Annotated in this window: 21 protein-coding genes and 1 tRNA gene; 7 read left to right on the forward strand and 15 right to left on the reverse strand. The window is 67.4% G+C overall.

Annotation, left to right across the window (positions count from 1 at the left end; translation table 11 throughout):
- The first annotated feature begins 223 nt into the window (after positions 1-223).
- The 3 genes from ABZ478_RS13425 (at position 224) to ABZ478_RS13435 (ending at position 3,333) form a co-directional block, all read left to right on the forward strand.
- Positions 224-1,501: a M6 family metalloprotease domain-containing protein gene (locus ABZ478_RS13425; protein ID WP_359548426.1), complete on the forward strand. Its 1,278-nt coding sequence runs from the start codon at positions 224-226 to the stop codon at positions 1,499-1,501.
- 79 nt (positions 1,502-1,580) lie between these two features.
- Positions 1,581-3,212, forward strand: a complete 1,632-nt coding sequence (locus tag ABZ478_RS13430) for an IclR family transcriptional regulator C-terminal domain-containing protein (RefSeq protein WP_359548428.1) — start codon at positions 1,581-1,583, stop codon at positions 3,210-3,212.
- A 45-nt stretch (positions 3,213-3,257) separates the two neighbouring features.
- Positions 3,258-3,333, forward strand: a tRNA-Arg gene (locus tag ABZ478_RS13435).
- Between the two features lie 68 nt (positions 3,334-3,401).
- Here the strand turns inward: ABZ478_RS13435 and ABZ478_RS13440 are convergent.
- The 10 genes from ABZ478_RS13440 to ABZ478_RS13485 all read right to left on the reverse strand — a co-directional run bounded on the left by ABZ478_RS13440 (position 3,402) and on the right by ABZ478_RS13485 (position 10,195).
- The gene (locus tag ABZ478_RS13440) at positions 3,402-4,556 is read right to left on the reverse strand and encodes a site-specific integrase (protein WP_359548430.1); all 1,155 of its coding nucleotides are present in this window, start codon (positions 4,554-4,556) and stop codon (positions 3,402-3,404) included.
- Entirely contained in the window at positions 4,556-4,738 is a 183-nt protein-coding gene (locus ABZ478_RS13445; RefSeq protein ID WP_086602848.1) for a helix-turn-helix domain-containing protein, read from the reverse strand. Before ABZ478_RS13445 ends, ABZ478_RS13440 begins: the two co-directional genes overlap by 1 nt.
- On the reverse strand, positions 4,731-6,011 hold the full coding sequence (locus tag ABZ478_RS13450) for a replication initiator (protein WP_359548972.1): 1,281 nt from the start codon (positions 6,009-6,011) through the stop codon (positions 4,731-4,733). The genes ABZ478_RS13445 and ABZ478_RS13450 overlap by 8 nt, the downstream gene beginning before the upstream one ends.
- Positions 6,012-6,168: 157 nt before the next feature.
- Complete coding sequence (locus ABZ478_RS13455) at positions 6,169-6,414, reverse strand: SpdD protein (protein ID WP_359548973.1); 246 nt, start codon at positions 6,412-6,414, stop codon at positions 6,169-6,171.
- A gap of 25 nt (positions 6,415-6,439) precedes the next feature.
- Complete coding sequence (locus ABZ478_RS13460) at positions 6,440-6,634, reverse strand: hypothetical protein (protein ID WP_020940615.1); 195 nt, start codon at positions 6,632-6,634, stop codon at positions 6,440-6,442.
- Positions 6,635-6,650: 16 nt separating this feature from the next.
- Entirely contained in the window at positions 6,651-6,842 is a 192-nt protein-coding gene (locus tag ABZ478_RS13465; protein ID WP_101417899.1) for a mobile element transfer protein, read from the reverse strand.
- A gap of 10 nt (positions 6,843-6,852) precedes the next feature.
- A complete protein-coding gene (locus ABZ478_RS13470; RefSeq protein ID WP_359548433.1) occupies positions 6,853-7,473 on the reverse strand; it encodes a DUF2637 domain-containing protein in 621 nt (206 codons plus the stop codon).
- 33 nt (positions 7,474-7,506) lie between these two features.
- The gene (locus tag ABZ478_RS13475) at positions 7,507-8,883 is read right to left on the reverse strand and encodes an FtsK/SpoIIIE domain-containing protein (RefSeq protein ID WP_359548435.1); all 1,377 of its coding nucleotides are present in this window, start codon (positions 8,881-8,883) and stop codon (positions 7,507-7,509) included.
- Positions 8,883-9,239 (reverse strand): hypothetical protein, encoded by a 357-nt coding sequence (locus ABZ478_RS13480; protein ID WP_020940619.1) that lies wholly within the window; start codon positions 9,237-9,239, stop codon positions 8,883-8,885. Before ABZ478_RS13480 ends, ABZ478_RS13475 begins: the two co-directional genes overlap by 1 nt.
- A gap of 167 nt (positions 9,240-9,406) precedes the next feature.
- Positions 9,407-10,195 carry a GntR family transcriptional regulator gene (locus ABZ478_RS13485; protein WP_053710568.1) on the reverse strand — a complete coding sequence of 263 codons (789 nt, stop codon included), beginning with the start codon at positions 10,193-10,195 and terminating at the stop codon, positions 9,407-9,409.
- Between the two features lie 109 nt (positions 10,196-10,304).
- On the opposite strand from ABZ478_RS13485, the gene ABZ478_RS13490 reads away from it, so the two are divergent.
- From ABZ478_RS13490 to ABZ478_RS13505, 4 genes are read left to right on the forward strand one after another with little or no spacing between them, the layout of a single operon-like run.
- Entirely contained in the window at positions 10,305-10,712 is a 408-nt protein-coding gene (locus tag ABZ478_RS13490; protein WP_263280133.1) for an NUDIX domain-containing protein, read from the forward strand.
- A gap of 46 nt (positions 10,713-10,758) precedes the next feature.
- The gene (locus ABZ478_RS13495) at positions 10,759-11,187 is read left to right on the forward strand and encodes an ATP-binding protein (protein WP_359548439.1); all 429 of its coding nucleotides are present in this window, start codon (positions 10,759-10,761) and stop codon (positions 11,185-11,187) included.
- Entirely contained in the window at positions 11,181-11,573 is a 393-nt protein-coding gene (locus ABZ478_RS13500) for a hypothetical protein (protein ID WP_359548442.1), read from the forward strand. The genes ABZ478_RS13495 and ABZ478_RS13500 overlap by 7 nt, the downstream gene beginning before the upstream one ends.
- Before the next feature lie 53 nt (positions 11,574-11,626).
- The gene (locus tag ABZ478_RS13505; protein WP_359548445.1) at positions 11,627-11,890 is read left to right on the forward strand and encodes a hypothetical protein; all 264 of its coding nucleotides are present in this window, start codon (positions 11,627-11,629) and stop codon (positions 11,888-11,890) included.
- Between the two features lie 40 nt (positions 11,891-11,930).
- Here the strand turns inward: ABZ478_RS13505 and ABZ478_RS13510 are convergent, their stop codons facing one another.
- The 5 genes from ABZ478_RS13510 to ABZ478_RS13530 form a co-directional block, all read right to left on the reverse strand.
- The gene (locus ABZ478_RS13510) at positions 11,931-13,763 is read right to left on the reverse strand and encodes an IS481 family transposase (RefSeq protein ID WP_359548976.1); all 1,833 of its coding nucleotides are present in this window, start codon (positions 13,761-13,763) and stop codon (positions 11,931-11,933) included.
- 183 nt (positions 13,764-13,946) lie between these two features.
- The gene (locus tag ABZ478_RS13515; protein ID WP_359548978.1) at positions 13,947-15,722 is read right to left on the reverse strand and encodes an IS481 family transposase; all 1,776 of its coding nucleotides are present in this window, start codon (positions 15,720-15,722) and stop codon (positions 13,947-13,949) included.
- A gap of 382 nt (positions 15,723-16,104) precedes the next feature.
- Positions 16,105-19,287 carry an NACHT domain-containing protein gene (locus ABZ478_RS13520; RefSeq protein WP_359548447.1) on the reverse strand — a complete coding sequence of 1,061 codons (3,183 nt, stop codon included), beginning with the start codon at positions 19,285-19,287 and terminating at the stop codon, positions 16,105-16,107.
- Positions 19,288-20,487: 1,200 nt separating this feature from the next.
- Positions 20,488-20,838, reverse strand: coding sequence for a hypothetical protein (locus tag ABZ478_RS13525; protein ID WP_359548449.1), 351 nt, complete (start codon positions 20,836-20,838; stop codon positions 20,488-20,490).
- Positions 20,839-20,993: 155 nt separating this feature from the next.
- Positions 20,994-21,308 carry a hypothetical protein gene (locus tag ABZ478_RS13530; RefSeq protein ID WP_359548451.1) on the reverse strand — a complete coding sequence of 105 codons (315 nt, stop codon included), beginning with the start codon at positions 21,306-21,308 and terminating at the stop codon, positions 20,994-20,996.
- Positions 21,309-21,464 lie beyond the last annotated feature (156 nt).

Here is a 21,464-nt window from a genome sequence, read left to right on the forward strand (position 1 = left end):
GGACTGGGTCCCCGTTTCGCGCGGACACAGGTCTAAACGGGGAACGCGTCCCCGGTTATTTCCCCCTCGCCAAAAACTTCCCCGTGACCTGGCTCACACCTGCGCCCACCCGGATTCCCACGATCGGCTGCCCCAGCGCGCGCCCCCCGGCCCGCCGACCCAGGGTGATCACAAGGGTGCAGTCGTCGGACCCGCCGGCTGCCGTGGAGCGGGAGGTCCATGCATGCAGCCGCCGTCGCCCCGCCGCCGCATACGCCCCCGCCGCGCGGCCGCCCTGGCCTCGGTGACCGTCCTGACCTTCGCGGTCAGCACCTCGGCCGGGACCGGGCAGCTGACGGCGTCCTCCACCGCCGGGCCGACAGGCCTGGTCCGCTCCTCCGCCCTCTCCCCCTGCATGATCCGCGGCGGCATGGACGTGCAGATGACGGAAGGCGTCCCCACCCCGGTCGGCTACTCCCGCTCCACCGGCACGGTCCGCGCCCTGACCCTGATGATCGACTTCTCCGACGCGCCCGGGCAGGGCAGCGCCCAGGACCGCTTCCACGAATTCTTCCCGCAGACCCAGGAATGGTTCCGCACGGCGTCCTACGGCCGGCTCGACTACCGCCCGGAAACCCCGATATCCGGCTGGCTGCGCATGCCGAAACCGTTCAAGGCCTACGGCATAGAGCGCGGCGCGCCCTTCGACCCCGGCTACCGCCAGCTCGTGCAGGACATGGTGGCCGCCGCCGACCCCGACGTGGACTTCCGCTCGTACGACCTGCTGAACGTGCTGGTCACCCCCAACGCCGGCCCCTCCGCCCTGGACACGGTGCTGTCCGTGACCTTCGCCGGCAACTCCGACGCCCCGGTCGCCGACGGCGTCGTCGTCGGCAACGCGTCCTTCGTCTACTCCCGGCAGGACGACGGCTCCGGTTCCTACGGCCGCACCGGCTACCGGGTACTCCCGCACGAGAACGGCCACACCTTCGGCCTGCCCGACCTCTACACCCAGGAGGGCGGCTCGGCGGTGGGCCACTGGGACATCATGAGCGAGGACTGGGGGGTCAACAACGACCTCCTCGGCTGGCACAAGTGGAAACTGGGCTGGCTGGACGGCACCCAGGTCGGCTGCGCGGCCCGCCCCGGCCGCACCGACTACACCCTGACACCGCTGTACCGGCCGGGCGGCGGAAAGCTGGTCCTCATACCGATAGACCGGCGCAGCGCCTACGCCCTGGAGCTGCGCGCGCCGGGGGGCAACGACGAGGCGGTGTGCGAGCCGGGCATCCTCATATACAAGGTGGACGCCACCGTGGACACCGGGCGCGGCCCGATCACTGTCTACGACGCCCACCGCCACAGCGGCGGCTGCACCCGCAGCCCCAACGTCCAGGCAGAACTCTCCGACGCCCCCTTCACCACCGGCGAGTCCTTCAAGGACCCGGGCCATGGGATCACGGTCGAGATGAGCGCGACGGGGAACGACGGGGAGTTCAAGGTACGGATCACTCGACGGTAGCGGGGTGGGCGCCGCGCCGGGCGGTCTACCGTAGGCGTTCCCGCAGCACACCGCCGTACCGGACCGGAGAACCGACCCGATGCCCCCGAGAACCGCCCTGGACCAGGACGCCGTGCCCGGCCCGCCGGCCGAGGCGGTCGCACCGCTGACGCGCGGGATCGCCGTGCTGCGGCAACTGACCGAGGCGGGCGGGACGCTCAGCCCGAGCGCGCTGGAACGGGCCACCGGGCTCGCCCGGTCCACGGTCGACCGGATCACCGCCACCCTGGCCCGCATGGGGTACGTCCGCCACGACGGCCGGGACGTCGTCCTCACCCCCCGGGTGATGGAGCTGGGCAACGCCTACCTGGCCGCGCTGCGCCTGCCCGCCCTGCTCGACGCACGCGCGGACGCCCTCGCCGACGAACTGGACGAGTCGGTGTCGCTCGCGGTCGCCGACCTCGACGGCGTCCGCTTCATCCACCAGGCGACCCGCCGCCGCGCGATGTCGGTGAGCTTCCGCATCGGCGACCTGCTCCCGGCCGAACGCACCGCACCAGGAGCACTGTTCGCGGCGGAGTGGGACCAAGCGGAGTGGGCGCGCTGGCAGATCCGGCTGTCCGGCGACCCGGCGAACGCCTCGTTCCCCGCAGTACCCCCTCAACCCAGCTCCTCCTCCCCCGACTTGGCCGACTTCGAGACGAGGGCGGCACAGGCCCGCCGGAACGGCTGGGCGCTGGACGACCAGTTGATCGAGCCGGGCCTGGTGGCGGTGTCCGTGCCGGTGCGGGACCCGGCGACCGGCCGGGTGGCGTGCGTGGCGAGCGTGGTCAGCCACACCAGCCGGCACACGGCGGACGCCCTGCGCACCACCCTGCTGCCCCGCCTGCGCACGGCGGTGGCGGCCATGGAGGCCGACCTGCGCCAGGCGCCCCCGCCGGAGCCCGGCCCGCCGCCCTCGGGCCTGGCGGCCTGGACCACGGCGTCCAAGCACGAACTGGGCCGCGAGTTCATCGAGTCCCTGGCCCGGGGCCTGTCCGTGCTGACCGCGTTCGGCGAGGGCCGCTCGGCGCTGCCGCTGACCGAGGTGGCCCGGGCGACCGGCCTGGCCCGGGCCACGGCCCGGCGGGCGCTGATCACCTACGAGCACCTGGGCCTGGTGACCACCGGACCCGACCCCCGCACCTTCACCCTCACCCCGCGCGTCCTGGACCTGGGCTTCCCCCCGCTGTCCCGCACGACACTCCCCCGCCTCGCCGCGCCCCACCTCAGGACCCTCGCCGACCGGCTCCACGAGCCGACCGCACTGGCGGTCCTGGCACCCGGCACGGGTACGGGTACGGAGATCCAGTACACGGCCGGCGCGGGCGCGAGCCGGGTACTGACCGTGGACATCGCGGTCGGCGCACGCCTCCCGGCCACCGGAACCTCCCTGGGCCGCGTCCTGCTCGCCGACGCCGAAGGCCCCCTGTCCCCCGCCCTCGCCGAGATCCGCGCCCAGGGCTATGCCCTGGCCGACGAGGAGCTGGAATCAGGGCTGCGCTCCATCGCCGTACCGGTACGCGACCGGACCGGCCGGGCGGTCGCCGCGGTGAACGTGGCCACGCACGCGGCCCGCCGCACCCTCCACAACTGCGTGACGGACCTGCTCCCCGCCCTCCGCGCCACCGCCGACCACATCCAGACAGACCTCCACACCGCCGCCCGCTTCACCCACGTCGCCCCGTCCTGATCCACCGCCCCGCCCTGATCCGGTACCCTGTGGACCGAGTACAGCGCCTTCGTAGCTCAGGGGATAGAGCACCGCTCTCCTAAAGCGGGTGTCGCAGGTTCGAATCCTGCCGGGGGCACCAGCGCAGAGGCCCCGGACCGATCATGGTCCGGGGCCTTTGACATCCACTTCTGACATCGACGGGGGCGGTCACCCACGCTCGGGCCGCCTCTTCCTGAGCAGCCGGTCCATGTGACTCATGGCCTCACGCTGGGTGTCCTGCACGACGTGCGTGTAGACGTCCATGGTGATGCTGATCTGGGAGTGGCCCAGGATCTCCATCACGACGCGGGGCGCGACCCCGGCGGCTGTGAGGAGGGTGGCGGTGCCGTGCCGGGCATCGTGCAGGCGGATCACGCGAAGGCCGGCGGATCGGGCGACCCGGGTGAAGGAGCGGTAGACGTTGCGCGGCTCGACCGGGCGGCCCGTCCGGGTGGTGAAGACGTAGTCCGACTCGTTCCACCCCTCCCCCGCTTTGGCGCGAGCGTCCGCCTGACGCAGGCGGTGCCACCGCAGGGGCGCGATGCAGAGGGCGGGCAGCGGGACGGCCCGGCGACGACGGCTCTTCGGGTCATCGTCATAGAGGACGCCACGGCGACGCTGGGTCTGCTGCCGGACGTACAGGACACGGTTTTCGAGGTCGAGGTCCGACCAGCGGAGCCCGATGATCTCGCCCCGTCGCAGGCCCATGGCGATGGCGAGCACGAAGGCCGCGTAGAGCGGGTCCTTCCGGGAGGCGGCCAGGAAGTCGAGCGTTTCGTCCAGGGTCCAGGGCTTGAGTTCCCGGTTTTCGGTGCGAGGCGGCTCGACGAGCTTGGCGACGTTCCGCGTGATCAGTTCCTCGCGGCAGGCGGAGGACAGCGCCGAGCGCAGCACCCGGTGAGACTCCTTGGCGGTCGCCGCGGTGGCCTCCTGCTCCAGGCGGACGATGAACCGGCGAACGTCGGCGACGCTCAGAGATTCAAGGCGCTTGGCGCCGAGCAGGGGCACCAGGTAGATCCGGACGTGTGCCTCGTACTTCTCGTAGGTGCTGAGCTTGCGCCGGGGCTTGATGACGTTGTCCAGCCAGTAGGGCAGCCACTCGGAGAGCTTGGCGGAGCGAGTGGGCACGGGCACTCCTTGGTCGACCTTGTCGAGCAGTTCACGGCGCTTGGCGTCGCACTCAGCCCACGTCTTGCCGTAGGCGAATTTGCGAGCGCGGGTGCCGTCCGGCTGGAGGACGTAGACCGCGCACTGGTAGCGCCCGTCCTTGCGCTTGGTGATGGTGCCCGCGCCGTTCGGGTTGCGCTTGCGTTGCTGGGCCATCAGGCGGCCGCCTCCAGTTCGTTGGTGATGTACTCGCGGACCGCCCGCGCCGGGATGCGACGGCACCGGCCGATGGTGATCGAGGGCAGACGGCGGGAGCGGATGAGGTCGTAGACCGTGGAGCGGCCGAGCTTCAGCCGCTCCATCACGTCGGGCACCGTCAGCAGTTCGTCGTCATGCATGAGTCGGTTCTCCTTCGGTTCCGGGTGCGGGTTCGAGAGAGGCGGCCAACCAGGCTTCGGTGTCGGACAGGCCGGTGCCGGCGAACACCCAGTGGGCGAGGACGTACGTCGTGTCCGTCGGCCGTTCGTCGGTCGTTGCCTGGGTTCGACGCCATTCGGCGCGGGCGTCGCGGAGGGCGCCGAGGGTGGTGGAGTATCGGCGGGACTTGGTGGAGAAGTGGCCGCGGAATCCGAGCATGTGAGCCCAGGCGCGCAGGCGGAGGTGTTCGAGGTCCTTGCGGGCGCCGAGGGTCCAGGCCGTTCGGATGAGGCGGCGGGCGTGGTCGCTGATGTCGAGCTGGGCGAGTTCGGCTGCGAACTTGAGCGGGCGGTCGAGAGCTCCCGTGGCGGTCTCGGCGCCCTTGGTGGCGTACTTGGCGATGTACGCCGCGACGGCCCGCTCGGTCAGCTCCTGGCCGCCGTCGAAGTCGGCCGAGCGGATGGTGCGGACGTCGAGCTGTCGGCCGAAGGCGAAGGTGTGCGCGCGGCCGTCGATGACCGGGCCGTCGACGCGGACCTTGGCGGCGGCGGCCTCGATGGCGTTCGTGAGCAGTTCGGCGGTCGCCCAGGCCGGGGGCGGAGTATCGCCGCCGCCGGGACCGTCGAGGCGGATCACGGCGTGGAAGTGGACGGCTCCGCGCTTCTGGTACTCGGCGACCTTGGCGAACGAGACGCGGGCGTGCTGGCGGAAGTGGCGCTGTGACAGGCCCGCACGCTTGGCGGCCTCTCGGCGGAGGTAGATGGAGAAGCGCCGCCAGAGCTGTCCGGCGTGCGCGTTCCAGAGCACGGCCGCTTCGTAGTCGTACGTGTCCGGGTCGAGCGGTGTGCCAAGGGCGTCGTCGTCCTGGTCGTGGTGGGAGCCGCAGCGGCAGGGACGACCGTCTGTCCGGCGGTTGTGGACCGCGCCGAAGCCGGGGGCGGTGAAGGTGGCGAAGACGCGCGGGTGGGCGGCGACGTGTTCCGGAGTGCCCTTGCCGCCGCGCAACCCGGCGGTGATCAGGTGGAAGGTGTCGCGGCGGTAGACCTCGGCGCAGGCCGGACAGCGGGTGCTGCGGCGGTTGTTGCAGCGGACGAGGAGTTGGCCGGCCGGGAGGGCGGTCGAGTCGAGATGCTGGAGGACGCGGCCGATCTCGCCGGTCGTGGTGTCGACGTCGTACTCGGTGCGGTGGCCGTCCAGCCGGATGGGGTGTGTGCAGCCGCCGAGCCCGGAGAGCTGACGGAGGATACCCGGCAGGGTGCCGTCGGCGGCGAGGTTGCTGAGTTCTGGGAGCGGTGGCGGGGTGGTGCGGGTGAAGATGGCGGTCTCCTTCTGACGGGCACTGTCGGGAGGGATGGGCCACCGGGGCGGCGGATGCTTGGCCGTGTCTCGCCGCCCCGGAGGTCTGGGCGTCTCAGCGCCGGTTGTGCTCGTGGAGCAGCGAGCGCAGGACCACGGCGGCGATGGCCACGGAAATGGCCGTGACGGCGACGGCGGCCAGGAGCGCGGTGAGGACCACGCCCACGACGACCACGGCCGCGATCGTCTTCTGATCGATGGGGATCGACTGCACGGAGCGTCGGGCGGGAGCCGGGTCGGTCGGGGCGTGCGTGTGCACCGGCGGCGGGGTCGAGTTGTCCGGGTACTTGGGCAGGAACACGGCGGGCTTCTCCTTGCCTACTCGTCTAGTCATGTGAGCCGTTTACGACACCCACGCCGGACCGCGTGCCGGACTCGATGGCGGGCGCGAGGAAGGTGTGCGAGAGCCAGAAGCCGAACAGGGCGATCAGGACGACGATCCAGGTGCGGACGCCGAGGAACTTGATCGCTCCCCAGGCGAAGAAGCCGAGGACGACGACGAGCGGCAGGCTGACGGTCACGGTGGTCCGGGTCCTTTCAGCGGGCGGGACAGCGATGAGTGCGGGCGGCCAGCTCGGCGGCGGCGCGGCTGTCGTAGTCCGCGGAGAAGCCGCAACGCGGTGCGGTGCAGGCGGCGGTGTGCTTCTCGCGGCCACGGTTGTCGTAGGCGGTGCCGACCTGGACGGGGCCGATGCGGGTGACGTTGCGGAAGCTGCGGTTGGCGGCCATGGATCTCCTCTCAAAGGTGGGCGGCGATGGCTTCGGCCATGGGCACCGGGACGCCGAGGCGAGCGCGCAGGGTCGGGGTGTCGATCGGGGCGCCGGTGCGGGCGTGGTGCTCGGCGGCGACCTTGCGGGCGTGGGCGACCAGGGCGGACGGCACGGGTATGGGCGGGGGCTGCGGCGGTTCCTCGATGGCGGGTTGGGCGGGCAGGTCGGGCGCGGTTTCGGGCTCGTCCTCCTGGTCCTCGATGACCTCCGCTACGGGGCCCGTCTTCGGCGCGGTGTGCGCGAGGAGGGTCCCGCCGAGGAAGGCAACAGCGGGCCAGCCCGCGACGAGGATGCGCAGCCAGGCCGGGACGTTGCCGAGGTCGAGGAGGCCGGCAGTGGCGACGTTGGCGCCGAGGGATGCGGTGAGTGCGACGACGAACCAGCACCAGGCCGCCGTCTTGGTCGTACCGGAGCGCAGTCGGCGCCAGGCGGCGACGAGCAGCAGGTCGACGGAGACGGGGTAGGCCCAGGCCTTCCAGCCGTCCTGTCCGGCCGCCACGGCGACGTCGTGCAGGTGGGCGAAGGACAGTGCGGCGGCGATGAGCGCCTGAACGAGCACCGCGTCGACGCGGGCCAAGCGGGCGCGCATGATGCGGCTCCTTCCGGAGTCGAGCAGAGGAGATCAGTCGGTGACCGGGCGGGGCAGGAAGACCGGGGCCGCGGTCTCGACCGGGCGCACGGGTACGTCGGGCCGGAAGGGCTTCAGCGCGGGCAGGTCTGGCACCAGGTGGGCCGACTCGCGGCAGGTCTCGGCAGCGTCCCCGAGGGAGAGGTACGGCGTGCGGATGCGGGACCAGCCGCCGGAGGTGTCGCCCGCTACGGCCAGGCCGGGCCGTTCGGGAGCGATGGAACAGGCTGCCTGGACAGCCTCCGGAGCGATGTCGCCGAGGGCCATCTTCGCGGAGGCCTCGTCGTTGACGCGGTGGCAGACGCGGCCGGTGAGCTGGGCGCGGAGCATGGTGGCGCCCTTGCCGAGTTCAGCGCCGAAGCGCTGCCCGCAGACCTCCAGGTAGATGCCGGCGGCGCGGCCGAGCTGGGCGAGCCGGATGAGCTGGGTGACCATCTCGTCGCGGCGTTCTTCGTCCTTCTTGGTCGCGACGAGGAAGAGCTCAGCGACCTCATCCACGAACAGGACGACGGGCACGGGGCGTTCGTGGTCGGGCAGGCCCCAGATGTCGGAGGTGATCTCCTCGTCCGGAGTGCCAGGGGCGATGCCCTGCCGGGCCTTGATCAGGTCGTACCGGTCCTCCATCTCGTTGACCAGCACGGGTAGCAGCTCGGCCGCCTGCTCCGGGTCGGTGGCCAGTGCGGAGAGCCGGGGTGCGAAGGGGGCCAGTTCAACACCCCGCTTGCAGTCGATGCCGACCAGGGCGACGGGCTGAGGGGCGAGTCCGGCGATCAGGTGCCGCAGGTACATGGACTTCCCGGACAGGGTGGCGCCGAGGGTGAGTTGATGAGGGATGGTGCGGTAGTCGCGGATGAAGGGTGTGGCGTCCTCTCGCAGGGCGACCGGCACTTCGAGGGGGCCGTGCGGGGTCTTACGGGGCATGCGCACCCGCCCTAAGACGTCGTAGCCGACGAGCCGCAGGTCGACGACCCCAGGCTTCACGGTGGTGACGTAGACGGCGTGGACACCCCAGGCGTGCCGCAGTCGCTCGGCGGAGGCCGCGAAGTCGGCGGGCTCCTGGCCCGGCGCCAGGCGAAGACGGATCCGCAGTCCGGTCGTGGTGGGTCGGATGATGCCCCGGCGTGGCGGTACGGGCCGCACTTCGCGCTGGGTCATGGCCTTGCCGGCGACAACCCGCAGCCGGGAGGGAGCCACGGTCAGGCCGCATGCCTCCATGACCGAGCCGTACGAGCTGAGCAGCCGGACCGTGGACACCAGGAGGCCGACCGTGGACCAGTACGCCGCCGGGTGCTTGGCCCGGGCATAGGCAGCCCCGCCGCCGAGCGCGGCGACAGGACCACCCACTTCGAGGAGCGTCGTCAGGTCGGACATCAGGCGGCGGCCCCGGAGACGGCCGGGAAGGCGGCCGGGGTCACGGCGGCGGCCCGGTAGGCGATGCCGTGGCGCTGCTGGCCGTTGAAGACGGACTCCCACGGCCGGGCGATGAGACCGGGCAGCGACACCGGCGAGCCGAGGATCAGGCCCTCGGAGACACCGCCCTCGGGAACGGTGACCTTGATGAGCGAGGACTCACCGTCCTCGATGTAGACGACCCCGATGGTCATCAGCGCCTCGCCGCTGGTCGCGTCCTTGGCGATCTCGCCGGTCTGCCGGTCACGGACCTTCGGCTCCGGAGCCTCCGTGAGAAGGATCGTCGCGGCGGAGGTCTCAACGCGGATGGTGCGCAAGGTACTGCTCCTATCTACTCGTCTATACAAGAGTCGATCTGTGAGCCCGATCTCCGGGTCACGCGGATCACCTTGACATACAACTTGCCCACTCGTCTATACGAGTAAGCGTGTCGGTGTGTACGAGTTCAGAGAAGCGTCCCCGCGCACTACCGCCGCTCCCGGGATCAGGTCGCCGGGAGCTGGTACGACAAGACGTACGCATCCGCTGCCATGACCGTGTCGCAGACCTCGACGGCACGTCCCTCGGTGTCGAACGCGGTCCGGATCAGGTGGATGACAGGCACGCCGGCCGCCAGGTGCAGGAGCTTGACCTCTGCGGGCGAGGGCATGCGGGCGCGGATCTCCTCCTCGAAGTGGTCGAGGTGGTGCCCCAGCTCTTCGAGGCGGGCGTAGATGCCGCCGGGACCCGGGTTGGGCTCGGCGATAGGAGTGCCGCGGGCGATGTCGAGCGGGAGATACGAGGTCGCGAACTCGACCGGCCGCCCGTCGAGGAGATACCGGCGCCGACGAGCGAGGACTCGCCGCACCGACCCGAGCCGGGTGGAGATGTCCTGACTGGCCTTCTCTTCCTTGACCTCAAGGCTGTCGACCGTGGGATGACTGCCTGCGGCGTCGGCCTCCACGATGAAGGCGGACTTGCCCTGCTCGCGGTGGCGCCGGGCGAACCGGTCGGAGGCGAGCCGGCGCACCGGGGGACGCGGCCGGACGAAGACACCCTTGCCGTGCTCGGCGTGCACCAGGCCCTCACCCGTGAGGACGGAGAAGGAGTTCCGGACGGTCATCCGGGAGACGCCGTAGTGCTCGACCAGCTCGGCTTCGGAGGGCAGCTTCTCGCCCTCACGGAATCGCCCACGGTCGATAGCCTCGCGCAGCTGGTCGGCGATCTGCCGGAAGACCGCACGATCGCTCGTGGGGTCGAGATCACCGAGGAGGCCCGAAGGAAGAGGGCTCACGTGAGTACTCCTTTAGGTATCTAGACGAGTGGGCGAGTTCTGTTGCTACGGTGGAGAGCCTAGCCAGCCGAGAGGGCCGAGGAACGTGAGCACTGAACGCCCGCACTCCGTGAGCGTCGCCGGGGTCGTCGTGGACGACCAGGGCCGGGCCCTCCTGATCCAGCGCCGGGACAACGGCCACTGGGAGCCGCCGGGCGGCATCCTCGAACGCGAAGAGACCATCCCGGAAGCCCTTCAGCGCGAAGTCCTCGAAGAGACCGGCATCAAGATCGCGCTTCCCGCGACTCTGACCGGCGTCTACAAGAACATGACGGGCCTGATCGTCTCGCTGGTCTTCCGCTGCGAAGCCGCCGACGGCGTGCCCACCACAGGTGACGAGACCCGCGCGCTGCGCTGGGCCACCCGCGAAGAGGTCACCGAGCTTGCTGACGAGGCGTACTCGATCCGCGTCCTTGACGCACTCGACGCGACAACCCCGCCGGCCATCCGCGCCCACGACGGCGTGAAACTCGTCTAGCCCGAACCCGCTGCACATGGCGGCCTACCAGCGTAAAGGAACTTGTATGCACGAGTATATGAGTAGGGCTCGGGTCTGGGGGCTGAGTTGCCCAGGATTCCCGGAAGAGGTGAGCCGGGCCCGCCGATGGACCCGTGACATCCTGCGCGGCTCCCCTTTAGCCGACGACGCCGAACTGATCGTGAGTGAGCTGAGCGCGAACGCAATCCTCCACACGGCGAGCGGCCGGGAGTACGGCAGATTCCACCTGGCCGTCGCGGTGTCCGCTCAGGTGGTGGCGGTCTCGGTCACGGACGACGGCGGCACAGGGGCGGCCCCGAAGATCGAGCACCAGGACCAGGACGCCGAGCACGGCCGGGGCCTCGGCATGGTCAGCGTCATCGCTCACCGGGTCGTCGTCCACGACAGCGACCAGGGCCACACGGTCACCGCGGAGCTGTACGCGGACGCTCGGCGGGTAGGTCATCCGTGCTGAGTCAGGAAACCCGCCGCGGCTTCTGGTGCGAGTGCTGGACAGAAGATCTCACCGAGCAGCGGGGGCCGGCACTCTTGGCATCCTTCGATGCCTATTCGGCACCGCAGGCCGACCGATGGGTGGCGGTGGCACTCCGCACCATCTCACCAGCCTTGGACCCGGACGCTTCCGACGAGGCGTGGGAGTGGCTGCACGACGGCCGCGCCGAGACCAGACGAGCCCTACTGCGGTCGGAGTCCTGCACGGTGTCAGTCGTACACGCCGGCACCCGCGTCACCTGGACCATCCGACCGGTGACCTACCTACCGCTAGCCCATCGGGGGACAGAGCTCCCGCCCTGCGCCTATGAGTTCAGCTCCAGAACCAAGGTGTCCCGTCTCAACTGACACTGAGGGCCCGGCCTCGTACCTGAAGCCGGGCCTCAGGCATGCTCGGGCATATGAGCGCCTACAGCAGCGACCTGGATCTGACGGTCACCGACGCCACCGGCAGCGGCGTCGAGGTGGACGTGGCAACGAACCTGCTGAACGGCACCGTGCGGCTGTCCGTGCTGTGGACCCAGGAGATCTACCTGCACCCCGACGATGCCGAACAGGTAGCCCAGTCACTGCTACGGGCTGCCGAACACGGCCGCCGCATCGCGGAAGCCCGAGACTCTGGAACTGACCAAACCACCAGCTCCAGCGTGTCTAGTCCCAGCTGATGGCTGACGTTCTGGTCCCAGGTGATGCTTGACGGTGGGCCTAGACAACATCGGAAACTTCACGGGGTTTGTTCGCTTTCACGTTGCGGACCGGGACGTCGGTGGTGCGCCGGATGACCCGGGTCTGACCGTCCAGCTCAACGGTGATCGTCGAGTCCGCGACATGGACGGTCACGGTCTGCCCGGCATAGGTCCGGCCGAGGGAGACGACCTGGCGGCAGACCATGACGGTGCCGGTCCTGCTGATCCTCCGCTGGACCCGCACGGGCTCGATGCCCGGACGCGGCGGCGGGCCGGCCGGACGCAGGCCCCGCAACCGGCGGACTTCCTCGCCGGTCAGCGGGTTGGGCCGCACCCTCAGCAGTTCCCGGGAGGACGGGTCGAAGAACGACAGCGTCTCGTCGTCGATCCGGATGCCGACCTGGCGGCCGCCCAGGATCTCCGCCGCCAGCACCTGGCGCCCGGCCAGGCCGACCAGGCCGCTGTTGTTCACGACCCGGTCCACCTCGAAGGCGGCCGCATCACCGGCAGGCAGCGGGGCCGGTCCGGCCGCGCGTCCGCCCCGGGCCGCCAGCACCGCAAGATCAGGGACGGACAGATGCGAACGCACCGTCTTGATCCGCGTCCCGGCGACCAGTAGATGGATCACCGAGGTGTCGGCCCAGAACGTCACCGTCAGCCCCGAGCGGGCCGGACCGAGCCAGAACTGCTTGCCCGCGACCTGCAGATTCCCACTCGCAGGCACCACCCGCTCGAATTCCACCGGCCCACCGGACTCCACCGGCACCACCGCCGCGACCACCTCAGGCGGCGCAGCAGGAACAGCCGGGGCTTCAGCCGGAGCCGGCTCCGGGTCCGGGTCCGCTGGAGGTGTCCGCTGCTGCGGCACCAGCGCCAGCACTCCGGGGATCTTCAGGCCCAGGACGTCCCGCTCCTGCTCAGCAACCGGGGTGAACCGGTCTCCCGGGGACTGCATGTCCAGCGCCTGATGCGGCCGCGAGGAGTTGTATTCCTCCACCCACGCATCCAGTACCGCCTGAGCCTGCTCGATACTCTCGAACGCGCCGCAGTCGTCGAGGAGTTCACGCCGCAGCGTCTGATGGAACCGCTCGACCTTGCCCGTCGTGGTCGGCGACGCCGGCTGCGTCAGCCGGTGCGCGATCCCGTTCTCCCGGCAGATCCGGTCGAACAACACCTCACCGCCCTGCCCGAACCGGGCGGTGAACTGCTTGCCGTTGTCGGTCAGCACCTCCTCCGGCACCCCGAACCTCTGCAAGGCCCGGGCGAAGGCCGCGCAGACCGCCCGCCCGGTCGCCCGCTCGACCACCGACGCGATCACGCAGTACCGGGAATGGTCATCCACACCGGTCACGATCTTCGCCTCGGTCAGCTCCCCGGTGACCGGGTTGACCAGCATCACGCCGCCGACGATGTCCATCTGCCACAGCTGCATCGGCCGGTCCCGCTGCCAGCGCTTGTAATCCGACCGCTTCCGACGCCGCACCCCCGGCTCCACCAGCCCGTGACGGACCAGGATCCGATACACGGTCATCCGCGACGGCACCGGATCCACCTGACCGGCCCGCTCCAGCACATGAGCGATCCGCCGCGGACCCCACTTCGGGTGCTTGCGCCGCAGCTCGCACACTGCAGCCTCCACCTCGGCAGAGGCCTGATGCGGACACGACGCCGGCCTGCGCGAACGATCCGCCAGCCCCGCCAGGCCGGAGGCCTCATACCGCGACTTCCACCCGCTCACCGTCTGCCGCGAGACGCCCAGTTGGGCGGCGACCTCCGTCACCGTCGCACCCGCCAGCACCGCAAGCACAGCCCGGTACCTCTGCTCGACAACCGACAACTCCACCAGCGCCAATCCCGGCCTCCCCACACACGCCGCAACGACGCGCAAAGGAGAAGAGCCGATCACGGCCACTGTCAACCATCAGCTGGGACCGAAGTGTCAAGCATCTACCGGGACCGGACACCACCAGCTCCAGCGTGTCGAGTCTCAGCTGATGGTTGACAGGTTGGCGTCGGGTGATGCTTGACGTCTTCCCTAGACGATCTTCCGGCGGTTGTGTTCGCCGGACTTGCGGACCACCACCTCCTTCCTGGTGACACGCGGGACGGTGGTGATCAGCTCCTGGCCGTGGAAGACACGGATCACGTCCTCGCTGAGGTGGGCGGTGACGATCTGGTGGGCATAGCCGCGGCCGAGCTGAACGCGTTGTCCGGCGACCGTGAAGCCGCCGACGCTGCTGACCGTCCGCTCGGCGATCTGCTCGGCGGGCGGAGGCAGCTGGGGAGGTGGCCCGGCCGGGCGAGCACCTTGCAGGCGACCGCAGGCCGAGGGCGGTAGCGGGCTGGGCAGGGTGGCCTGCAGGACACGCTGCTCGTTGAGGACCTGCAGGACTTTGCCGTCGAGCCGGAGGGTGACCCGTTGTCCGGCGAACGGCCAGCCGACCAGGACCTTGTCGCCGCCCAGGCCGACGTAGCCGACCGCGTTCACGGTGCGGTCCACCTCCACCGCCCCCTTCGTGTCCTTCGCCGGGCCGGGGTCGGCCGCCCATGGTCCGGCGGGTCGGGCTCCTCCGCCCGCCAGCAGGGCTTTGAGGTCCCGGCCGGACAGCTTCGAGGGCAGCGTCTTGTGCCGACCACCGCCGATGAGGACGTGCAGGCGGTTCACGTCGATCCGCAAGGTCACCGTGGTGCCGGCCAGGGCTGGGCCGAACCAGATCTGCTGCCCGCGCAGGCTCAGGTTGCCCGAGGCGGGAACCACCCGTTCCAGCTCGATGGCGCCGACCTCGCCCTGCGCCATCGGCCAGGCCGCCGCCACCGGCTCTGGTGCAGACACTGGAACCTCCGGACTCGGGACCGGGTCGAGGCGGGCGGGCAGGACCACCGGCAGGGCGTCCTGCTCGGAACGTGGCCGGGGGACGAACCGGCTGGCCGGGACGGCCATGTCCAGGGCCTGATGCGGCCGCGTCCGGTTGTAGTCCTCCAGCCAGGCATCCACCGCCGCCTGCGCCGCCGTCAGGTCGACGAACGGATCACGCTGGTCGAGGAGTTCACGCCGCAGGGTCTGGTGGAAGCGTTCGATCTTCCCCGTGGTCGTCGGGGACTGCGGGCGGGTGAGGCGGTGGGCGATGCCGTTCTCCCGGCAGATCCGGTCGAACATCGTCTCTCCCGGCTTGCCGGGACTGAAGCGGGCGGTGAACTGCTTGCCGTTGTCGGTCAGCACCTCCTCGGGCACTCCGAACCGCACCAGTGCCTCGCCGAAGGCCAGACACACCGCCCGGGCCGTGGCCCGCTGCACCACTTTCGCGATCACCATGAACCGGGAGTGGTCATCGATCCCGGTGACCATCTTGCACTCGCTGCCGTCCGCCAGCAGAAGGCCGCCGACGATGTCCATCTGCCACAGTTCCATCGACGTCGACCGCTCCCACCTGCGGTAATCAGACCGGCGCCGCTTGCGCACTCCCGGCTCGACCAGACCGTTGCGGACCAGGACCCGGTAGACCGTCGCCCGGGACGGCACCGGTGTGAGGCCCCTGCGTTCCAGCTCGTGCACCAGCCTGCGCGGACCCCAGCCGGGATGCCGGCGCCGTAACTCACACACCACCGCCTCCACCTCCCCGGCGATCCGGTGCGGACACGACTCCGGCCGGTGCGACCGGTCCGCCAGACCCGGCAGACCCGACTGCTCGTACTTGCGCACCCACGAGTGCACCGACTGCCTCGACACCCCATACCGGGCCGCGACTTGAGTGACCGGAACCCCCGCGGCGACCTCCATCACCGCGTGATACCGCTGCTCGACCACGCTCAACTCCACCAGCACGGCCCCGGCCCTCCCTGCACGCGGATACGACGCGCACAGCCAAGCCGAGGCAAGCGGTGTCAAGCATCAGGTGAAGCCACAACGTCAAGCATCAACCGAGACAAGACACCACCAGCTCCAGCGACTGAGTTACAACTTTCTCTACTGGTTCAAGGCGGCTCGCTCCGCTCACCGCGCGCGGCCCGGCCCCCGGCCGGGCCTGCGCTCCTGCCTCCGTCCCGCTCCAGCCCGGCCGGCGCCCGTGCCGCGCGCACAGCAATCAACAGCTTTACGCCGAGCGGTAGTGCACCCTGGCTGAGGAAGCCGACCCGACGCCAGCCTCTGCTTCCGCAGGGCACACTCAAACGCTCCATGCCTCGCGAGCGACCCATTACGGAATCACAACTCGGACCCCCGGCCCAAGAGAAGCAGCTGGGGTAACAAGTCGAACAGGCTCGCTAAAGCGAATGTCGATGTCACCGCGTCCAGCGAAGGAAGAAAGATCGACCTCTCGATTCTCGGCTCCCCGCCTTACGCGAATTCTGAGCGACTTCACAGCCTCGATCTTCGCCAACTCTGGAAGGCACGAGTCAGCAACGCTAAAAGCATTGATACGAAGGTCTCGCATACCACTGACAGTGTGTGCATTACTTAGCGATCCGACATGCAGCAGTTGAATGAGGTTGAGCCCATCGGCACCCCTCAGCTTCGAAAAGTCGACATTACCGCAGAATCTGAAAAGAAGGATCTGCAGTTTGGGAAACTGTCTGACATCGCCAAAGTTTTTCACTGATCTCGCCCCACCAGCTTGCAAGCGACGAAGATTCCCCATTTGGGGAATTGCGGCGAAATCAAGATCCAACTTACTGCCCGTATTCAGTGTAAGCGACTCCAAACCTGAAAGGTTTGCAAACCCTCGGAGATATTGCTCGTCGGGATCTACATAACCAATGGCCAGCGCTTTCAGATTAGGCAGCTTGGCAATCGCATCCAGGGCGACAGCGGACCCATTCCAGAGGGCAAGCGATCTGAGCGAGTGGCAATGATCAAGCCATTCAAAGTCCTGCACTGGACAATGACACTGAAGGTGCTGCAAATCAGAAAAGTGTCGAAGCGTAGGTAGCAATTGATCATGATCAATCACCAACTCTCTCCGTGCAACCGGCGATTTACTCATCACACGCTTCGCGTATTCGTCAACATCAAACTGAGTCCAGGCACGAGAAAGCTCTGCATAAACCGACTTCCGGCTGTCTGAACCGAACCCGCTCAGGATGTCCAGAGCAGCCTCTCCACCCACCAAGCTGGCGGTCCTGACGGTAGATGCAGCCTTTTGAGCAAGCAAACGCCGGCCAGAGCGAGGAAGCAGGGGGAGCACAGACTCACCAACTGCAGCCAGCTCCTTAGCTTCTGAGACCTTGCTCGGAGGTATCAACTTCTCCGCATGATGCCGTACAAGGTTAAAGGTCTCTCGATCTAGTTGATCTGCGTTTTCCAGGCAGGCCGCAGCTAGCAAATGCAGGCGGGTTGTATTATTCGGCTCCTCGTTGCCGCGCGCAATGAGTCCATTTAGAATTTCGCTGCACTCTTCAGGGCGTGCATGCCCAACTGCCATGGCCACAACTTCATGCCACTGGTCCAGGTGTGCGTTCTTCACCAAAGACCCAATGTCGTTCATGGAGACAATCGTCGCAGCGGCTAGATACTCTTGAAATGTTCGATGAATAAAGTCAACGCGACCTTCTACGGGCCGACGTAGTAGACCACTGCGCACCATCAGGTACTTGTACACCTTGGGCCCGCCTGCGCTTACAGCCGGCATGGACTCCAGTGCAAGACGCACCTGATCAATCGCTTGCTCCTCCGTAGTGTCGGAAAGCTGGTTGCGAAGAAGCCAGTAGGCGAAAGATCCAAGAATTCTCTGCTTTTGGTTAAGCGTCAGTGACGGCGCATCACCAGCCTTAATGCGTCTTTCCACGTCACGTCGAACTAGCAGCATCTCAAGAGCTGCCGAATACAGTTCCATACGCCCCTGCGGCAGTTGCATTCTCCTGTCCCTGCTAAGGGTGCAGAGAAGTGCGCAAAGCAATGGATTGGACGCCAATTTTCGAAGCTGGCGCTGACTACGAATAGCCTTCACCAGCTCTTTCTCATAGTTCGCCAGATCTTCAAGATCTTCTTCAGACACGTCTGATGACAGGCATGCACGTGCAGCTTCATGCCAGTGATTAACGAAGTTTTCAATGTCCAAACGGCTCATGGGTAGCATATCCACGGATGTGAAACGCTCTTGAGTAAGCCACTTTTCCTCTGCCGCAGCAGGGCGAGAGGTCACAATATATCGAGAATTCGGGTAAGCGTCGAGGAGTTCCTCAAGCCATTCCTTCGCCTCATGCCGCCGGTGCTCCGGCAACTCGTCGACGCCGTCGATCAGGATAAAAGCGTGGCCGCTCCGCAGGACACGGTTTACCCAACCGGTGGGCATTTCACCGACAATGTGTTTACCGATTTCATTCAAGAAATCATGCGCCGCGGGTAGTTCCCGATCAGCGAAGCGGCGAAGTGGCAAGAGAAATGGGATAAGGCCATTGAATTGCCGCAACTCGCCATCCAATGAGCGACGCGCAGCATTCACAGCCAGCCAATGAAGGAGCGTCGTCTTTCCCGATCCCGCGTCCCCGCGAAGCAAAATTCGATCGTAACTGGCGATAGCGCTCTCGGAACGAATCCCCCCACCCGCTTCCCCACCGATGTCTGAGACTGTCGTCGGCCAATCACTCACCTCATCTACATTGATTTCAATTAGCTCTCTGTCGATCTCACTACGTTCCGGACTACTGTGAGAAAATGATTCGGCAACAGACAAGCTGATATAGGCAGCACTAAGCGGATATGCGCGTTGTTCTGGCTGTGACAACGTGACGCCGAAAAGTTCCAGCTGATCTAGCTTCGCAACGACTACCTCGGAGTACGTCTCTTCGAAACGTACCTCCTCGGCGCTCGCGTCTTCGATCACAGCACGACGGATATTGCGCAGATCCTTTGCAAGTCCAGTCAAACGCTTCAGTTGCTCAACGTTCGAGCGAGCCAAGAAAGACGGCCAAGTGGTCACAAAATTCAGCATTTGAGCCGAAACTTCCGTCACGACTCGCACATACAAACCGTCGCCGGCTTCACTAAGACCGATTTCCGCGATCGCCTTTTGAGATTCCGCCAAAACAGCCCTGCTGTACACCTGCGGATCAAAGTCAGATGCAAAGACATCGGCGGAAGTTACCGCAAAAGACTGGCCTACCGCCTCAAGAATGGCGCCGATTTCTGACCTATCGAGATTCCGAAACTCTTGCTCAAGAATAGGTTCGATCACGCGCATTACATGCTTGGAAAACTCCTTGATGTCCTTGTCTGTAATCGCCACAGTCGGAATAAACTTATTTTTTAGGCGACCTGTGGAGCCTTGATCCACAATTAGTGCGCCCATCTTGGGCGCGACTGCAGACCGCGTTGCCGCAGAAGCCGCCGAGCGCAAGGCACTGGTGGCCACTTTGTATACCAATTGCTCCCAGCCGACCATCGCTGCCCCCAGTTGATCGCGTACACAGTTCGGACTCACTTTACGAGACCGCAACCAGGCTCGACTCGACATTGAGCGATGTGGGCACTGGGTCGAAGCGAGTATCTCGCCCGCGCCCAGAACTTAGCCAAGCCTTACCTAGCCGAGAGTTGGCGAACGGGGCTGTCTGTAGCACTCATAGCGAGAGGCCACCCGCTTGGTTGACGACGCATCGGAAGGGTGGCTCAGCTGGTCGGGGTGCGGTGCGTAGAAACTGGCGCACTGCGGCTGGCGCTGCGACCAACGGACGGGCCATCGCTGTCTGACTCTTGTAGACGCAACAAGCCAGTAGCGTGCCTGAGGCTGGTGAGGGTACAGCGAGGCACACGCGCACCTGGTCGGCCGGCGCACCCGCCGCTGTGGCTGGCTGTCATGGGCTGAGGTTCGTGCCCCTCCCGTGCCAGATGCAGGGGTCAGCCACGGTCAACACCAGTGCCCCGCGGTCGAGTAGCCGTCCGCTTCCTCGGCCGGCGAAGTCGCAGCTCAGCCCGCAGATCATCCAGCCTCTCTCCTAAAGCGGTGGTGCACGATGGCTGGTGAGACCATCTGAGAGCGACAGACACTCAACTGCCCGCGAAGTGGACCCTTCGGCGGATCCGCGACGTGTCCAGGGATCAAGGGGCTGTCGTCCTGGACACCGAACGGACGGTGAAATGGGCGGCTGGCCCCGTAGCCCACGAGGCGCTGCGCCCAGAGATCGTTCTTGGGTTCCACGGTCTGTGCCTCGTGAAGCCCGTCGATGACGAGGACTCGTACATAGGCAGCCCGTACGACGACGGCAGCATCGATTGTTGGGCCGCATACGATGAGCTGTACGAGGCACTACGCGGCCTCTAGAGCTTGCGCCACGGCCGGCGCGCGAGGCGCCCTGAGTGTCTAACTGCGTGACAACCACGACGCACAACCGCGAACAACCACGGACGTCAGCGGACCATCAGCGCAGGTGACAGGCAGGGCAGGCCCAGGACAGCGAGCGTCCCAAGTTACTTCGGGACGAAGAAGTCACCGCGCAATGTGTCGTCACCGCGGTTCCGCCGCCGCAGCTTGCTCTGACAGACGCCGATCGAGGAGCGTGGCTGATGCCGGTGGGGGCAGCGCTACACACGCGCGCCTGATCGGTTGACGCACCCGCCATCGTGGCTGACTGTCGTCGGCCGGGGCTCAGACCTGGGTCCGCCGCACGCCAGTGCACGCGATCAGCCTGCTGCCGTCATCGGTGAGGAACAGCATGAACGTCCACGAGTCATCGGCAGTCCTGATCTGCCCCACGCGAACCGGCTGCTGGTGCCGACCGAGCAACTCCACGGCGCGTTCCAAGTTCGTGGTCTCGATGCCCCGACGACGCGTGAGCCGCAACCGGCGTCCATAGACAAGGGCGAGCGACCCGGCGGACGTAGCCCCGTCCCAGACCACGTAGGAGCCGCCGCAGCGGAGCGCAACAAGAGCGGCTACAAACGCCTCATCGCTACCGTCCAGCAGCCGTTCGAGTCGTTCCCGCTCCACACCCGTCACCCCCACCCGGATCCTGCTGTACAGCAGCCGGATACAGCAACCACAGCAACCGGCCCCACCCCGCAGCGCCCTTTTGAGGCCAGAACGCGACCTGTATGGCCGTCTCCGACCCATCTCTCTAGAGCTACGGATCAGAAGGTTGCGAGGAAGGTCTATCAGTTGGCGGACTGGTCGAGATGAAACGCGGAGCCCGGAGCGGTCGGCGTCCAGCCCTCACGCAGCGCAAGCCGAACAGCCGCGGCAACATTGGACGGCCGTACAGGCTCAGCTTCGAGGCCGATCCAGTTGCCCGGATGCGGCTGGTCGGTGGTGACCACGAGCGTCATACCCGGGGAGTCCGCGTGCTCGACCGAGTACGTGCACGGCGACCAGGCCAGCCCCTGGGCGTACGTTGGCCGGCCTCGCAGCCGCCAGCGGTATGCCAAGCCGTCGACAACGATCCGTCGTGAACCCTTGCGGACTAGTGCCATGACTCCCCCTTCAATAGCGAAGATGCTATCGAGCCTGGCGCCGCCGTCCGTCTCAGTTTCCGCCTCATTCAGCGAGGTGCACCGCCGTACAGAAGGTCCATCGGCAGCGATCGCCCCGGCGCTCGTTCATCCATGAATGCAGGTGAACGCCCCCGC

This window comes from Streptomyces sp. NPDC005706, from assembly GCF_040631045.1.
Classification (GTDB): domain Bacteria; phylum Actinomycetota; class Actinomycetes; order Streptomycetales; family Streptomycetaceae; genus Streptomyces.

What these genes read in the sequence shown, in the direction of transcription:
- ABZ478_RS13425 (WP_359548426.1), top strand. Translation starts at nt 224, where the DNA reads ATGCAGCCGCCGTCGCCCCGCCGCCGCATACGCCCCCGCCGCGCGGCC.
- ABZ478_RS13430 (WP_359548428.1), top strand. Translation starts at nt 1,581, where the DNA reads ATGCCCCCGAGAACCGCCCTGGACCAGGACGCCGTGCCCGGCCCGCCG.
- ABZ478_RS13440 (WP_359548430.1), bottom strand. Translation starts at nt 4,556, where the DNA reads ATGGCCCAGCAACGCAAGCGCAACCCGAACGGCGCGGGCACCATCACC.
- ABZ478_RS13445 (WP_086602848.1), bottom strand. Translation starts at nt 4,738, where the DNA reads ATGCATGACGACGAACTGCTGACGGTGCCCGACGTGATGGAGCGGCTG.
- ABZ478_RS13465 (WP_101417899.1), bottom strand. Translation starts at nt 6,842, where the DNA reads ATGGCCGCCAACCGCAGCTTCCGCAACGTCACCCGCATCGGCCCCGTC.
- ABZ478_RS13470 (WP_359548433.1), bottom strand. Translation starts at nt 7,473, where the DNA reads ATGCGCGCCCGCTTGGCCCGCGTCGACGCGGTGCTCGTTCAGGCGCTC.
- ABZ478_RS13475 (WP_359548435.1), bottom strand. Translation starts at nt 8,883, where the DNA reads ATGTCCGACCTGACGACGCTCCTCGAAGTGGGTGGTCCTGTCGCCGCG.
- ABZ478_RS13495 (WP_359548439.1), top strand. Translation starts at nt 10,759, where the DNA reads ATGCACGAGTATATGAGTAGGGCTCGGGTCTGGGGGCTGAGTTGCCCA.
- ABZ478_RS13505 (WP_359548445.1), top strand. Translation starts at nt 11,627, where the DNA reads ATGAGCGCCTACAGCAGCGACCTGGATCTGACGGTCACCGACGCCACC.
- ABZ478_RS13520 (WP_359548447.1), bottom strand. Translation starts at nt 19,287, where the DNA reads ATGGTCGGCTGGGAGCAATTGGTATACAAAGTGGCCACCAGTGCCTTG.
- ABZ478_RS13530 (WP_359548451.1), bottom strand. Translation starts at nt 21,308, where the DNA reads ATGGCACTAGTCCGCAAGGGTTCACGACGGATCGTTGTCGACGGCTTG.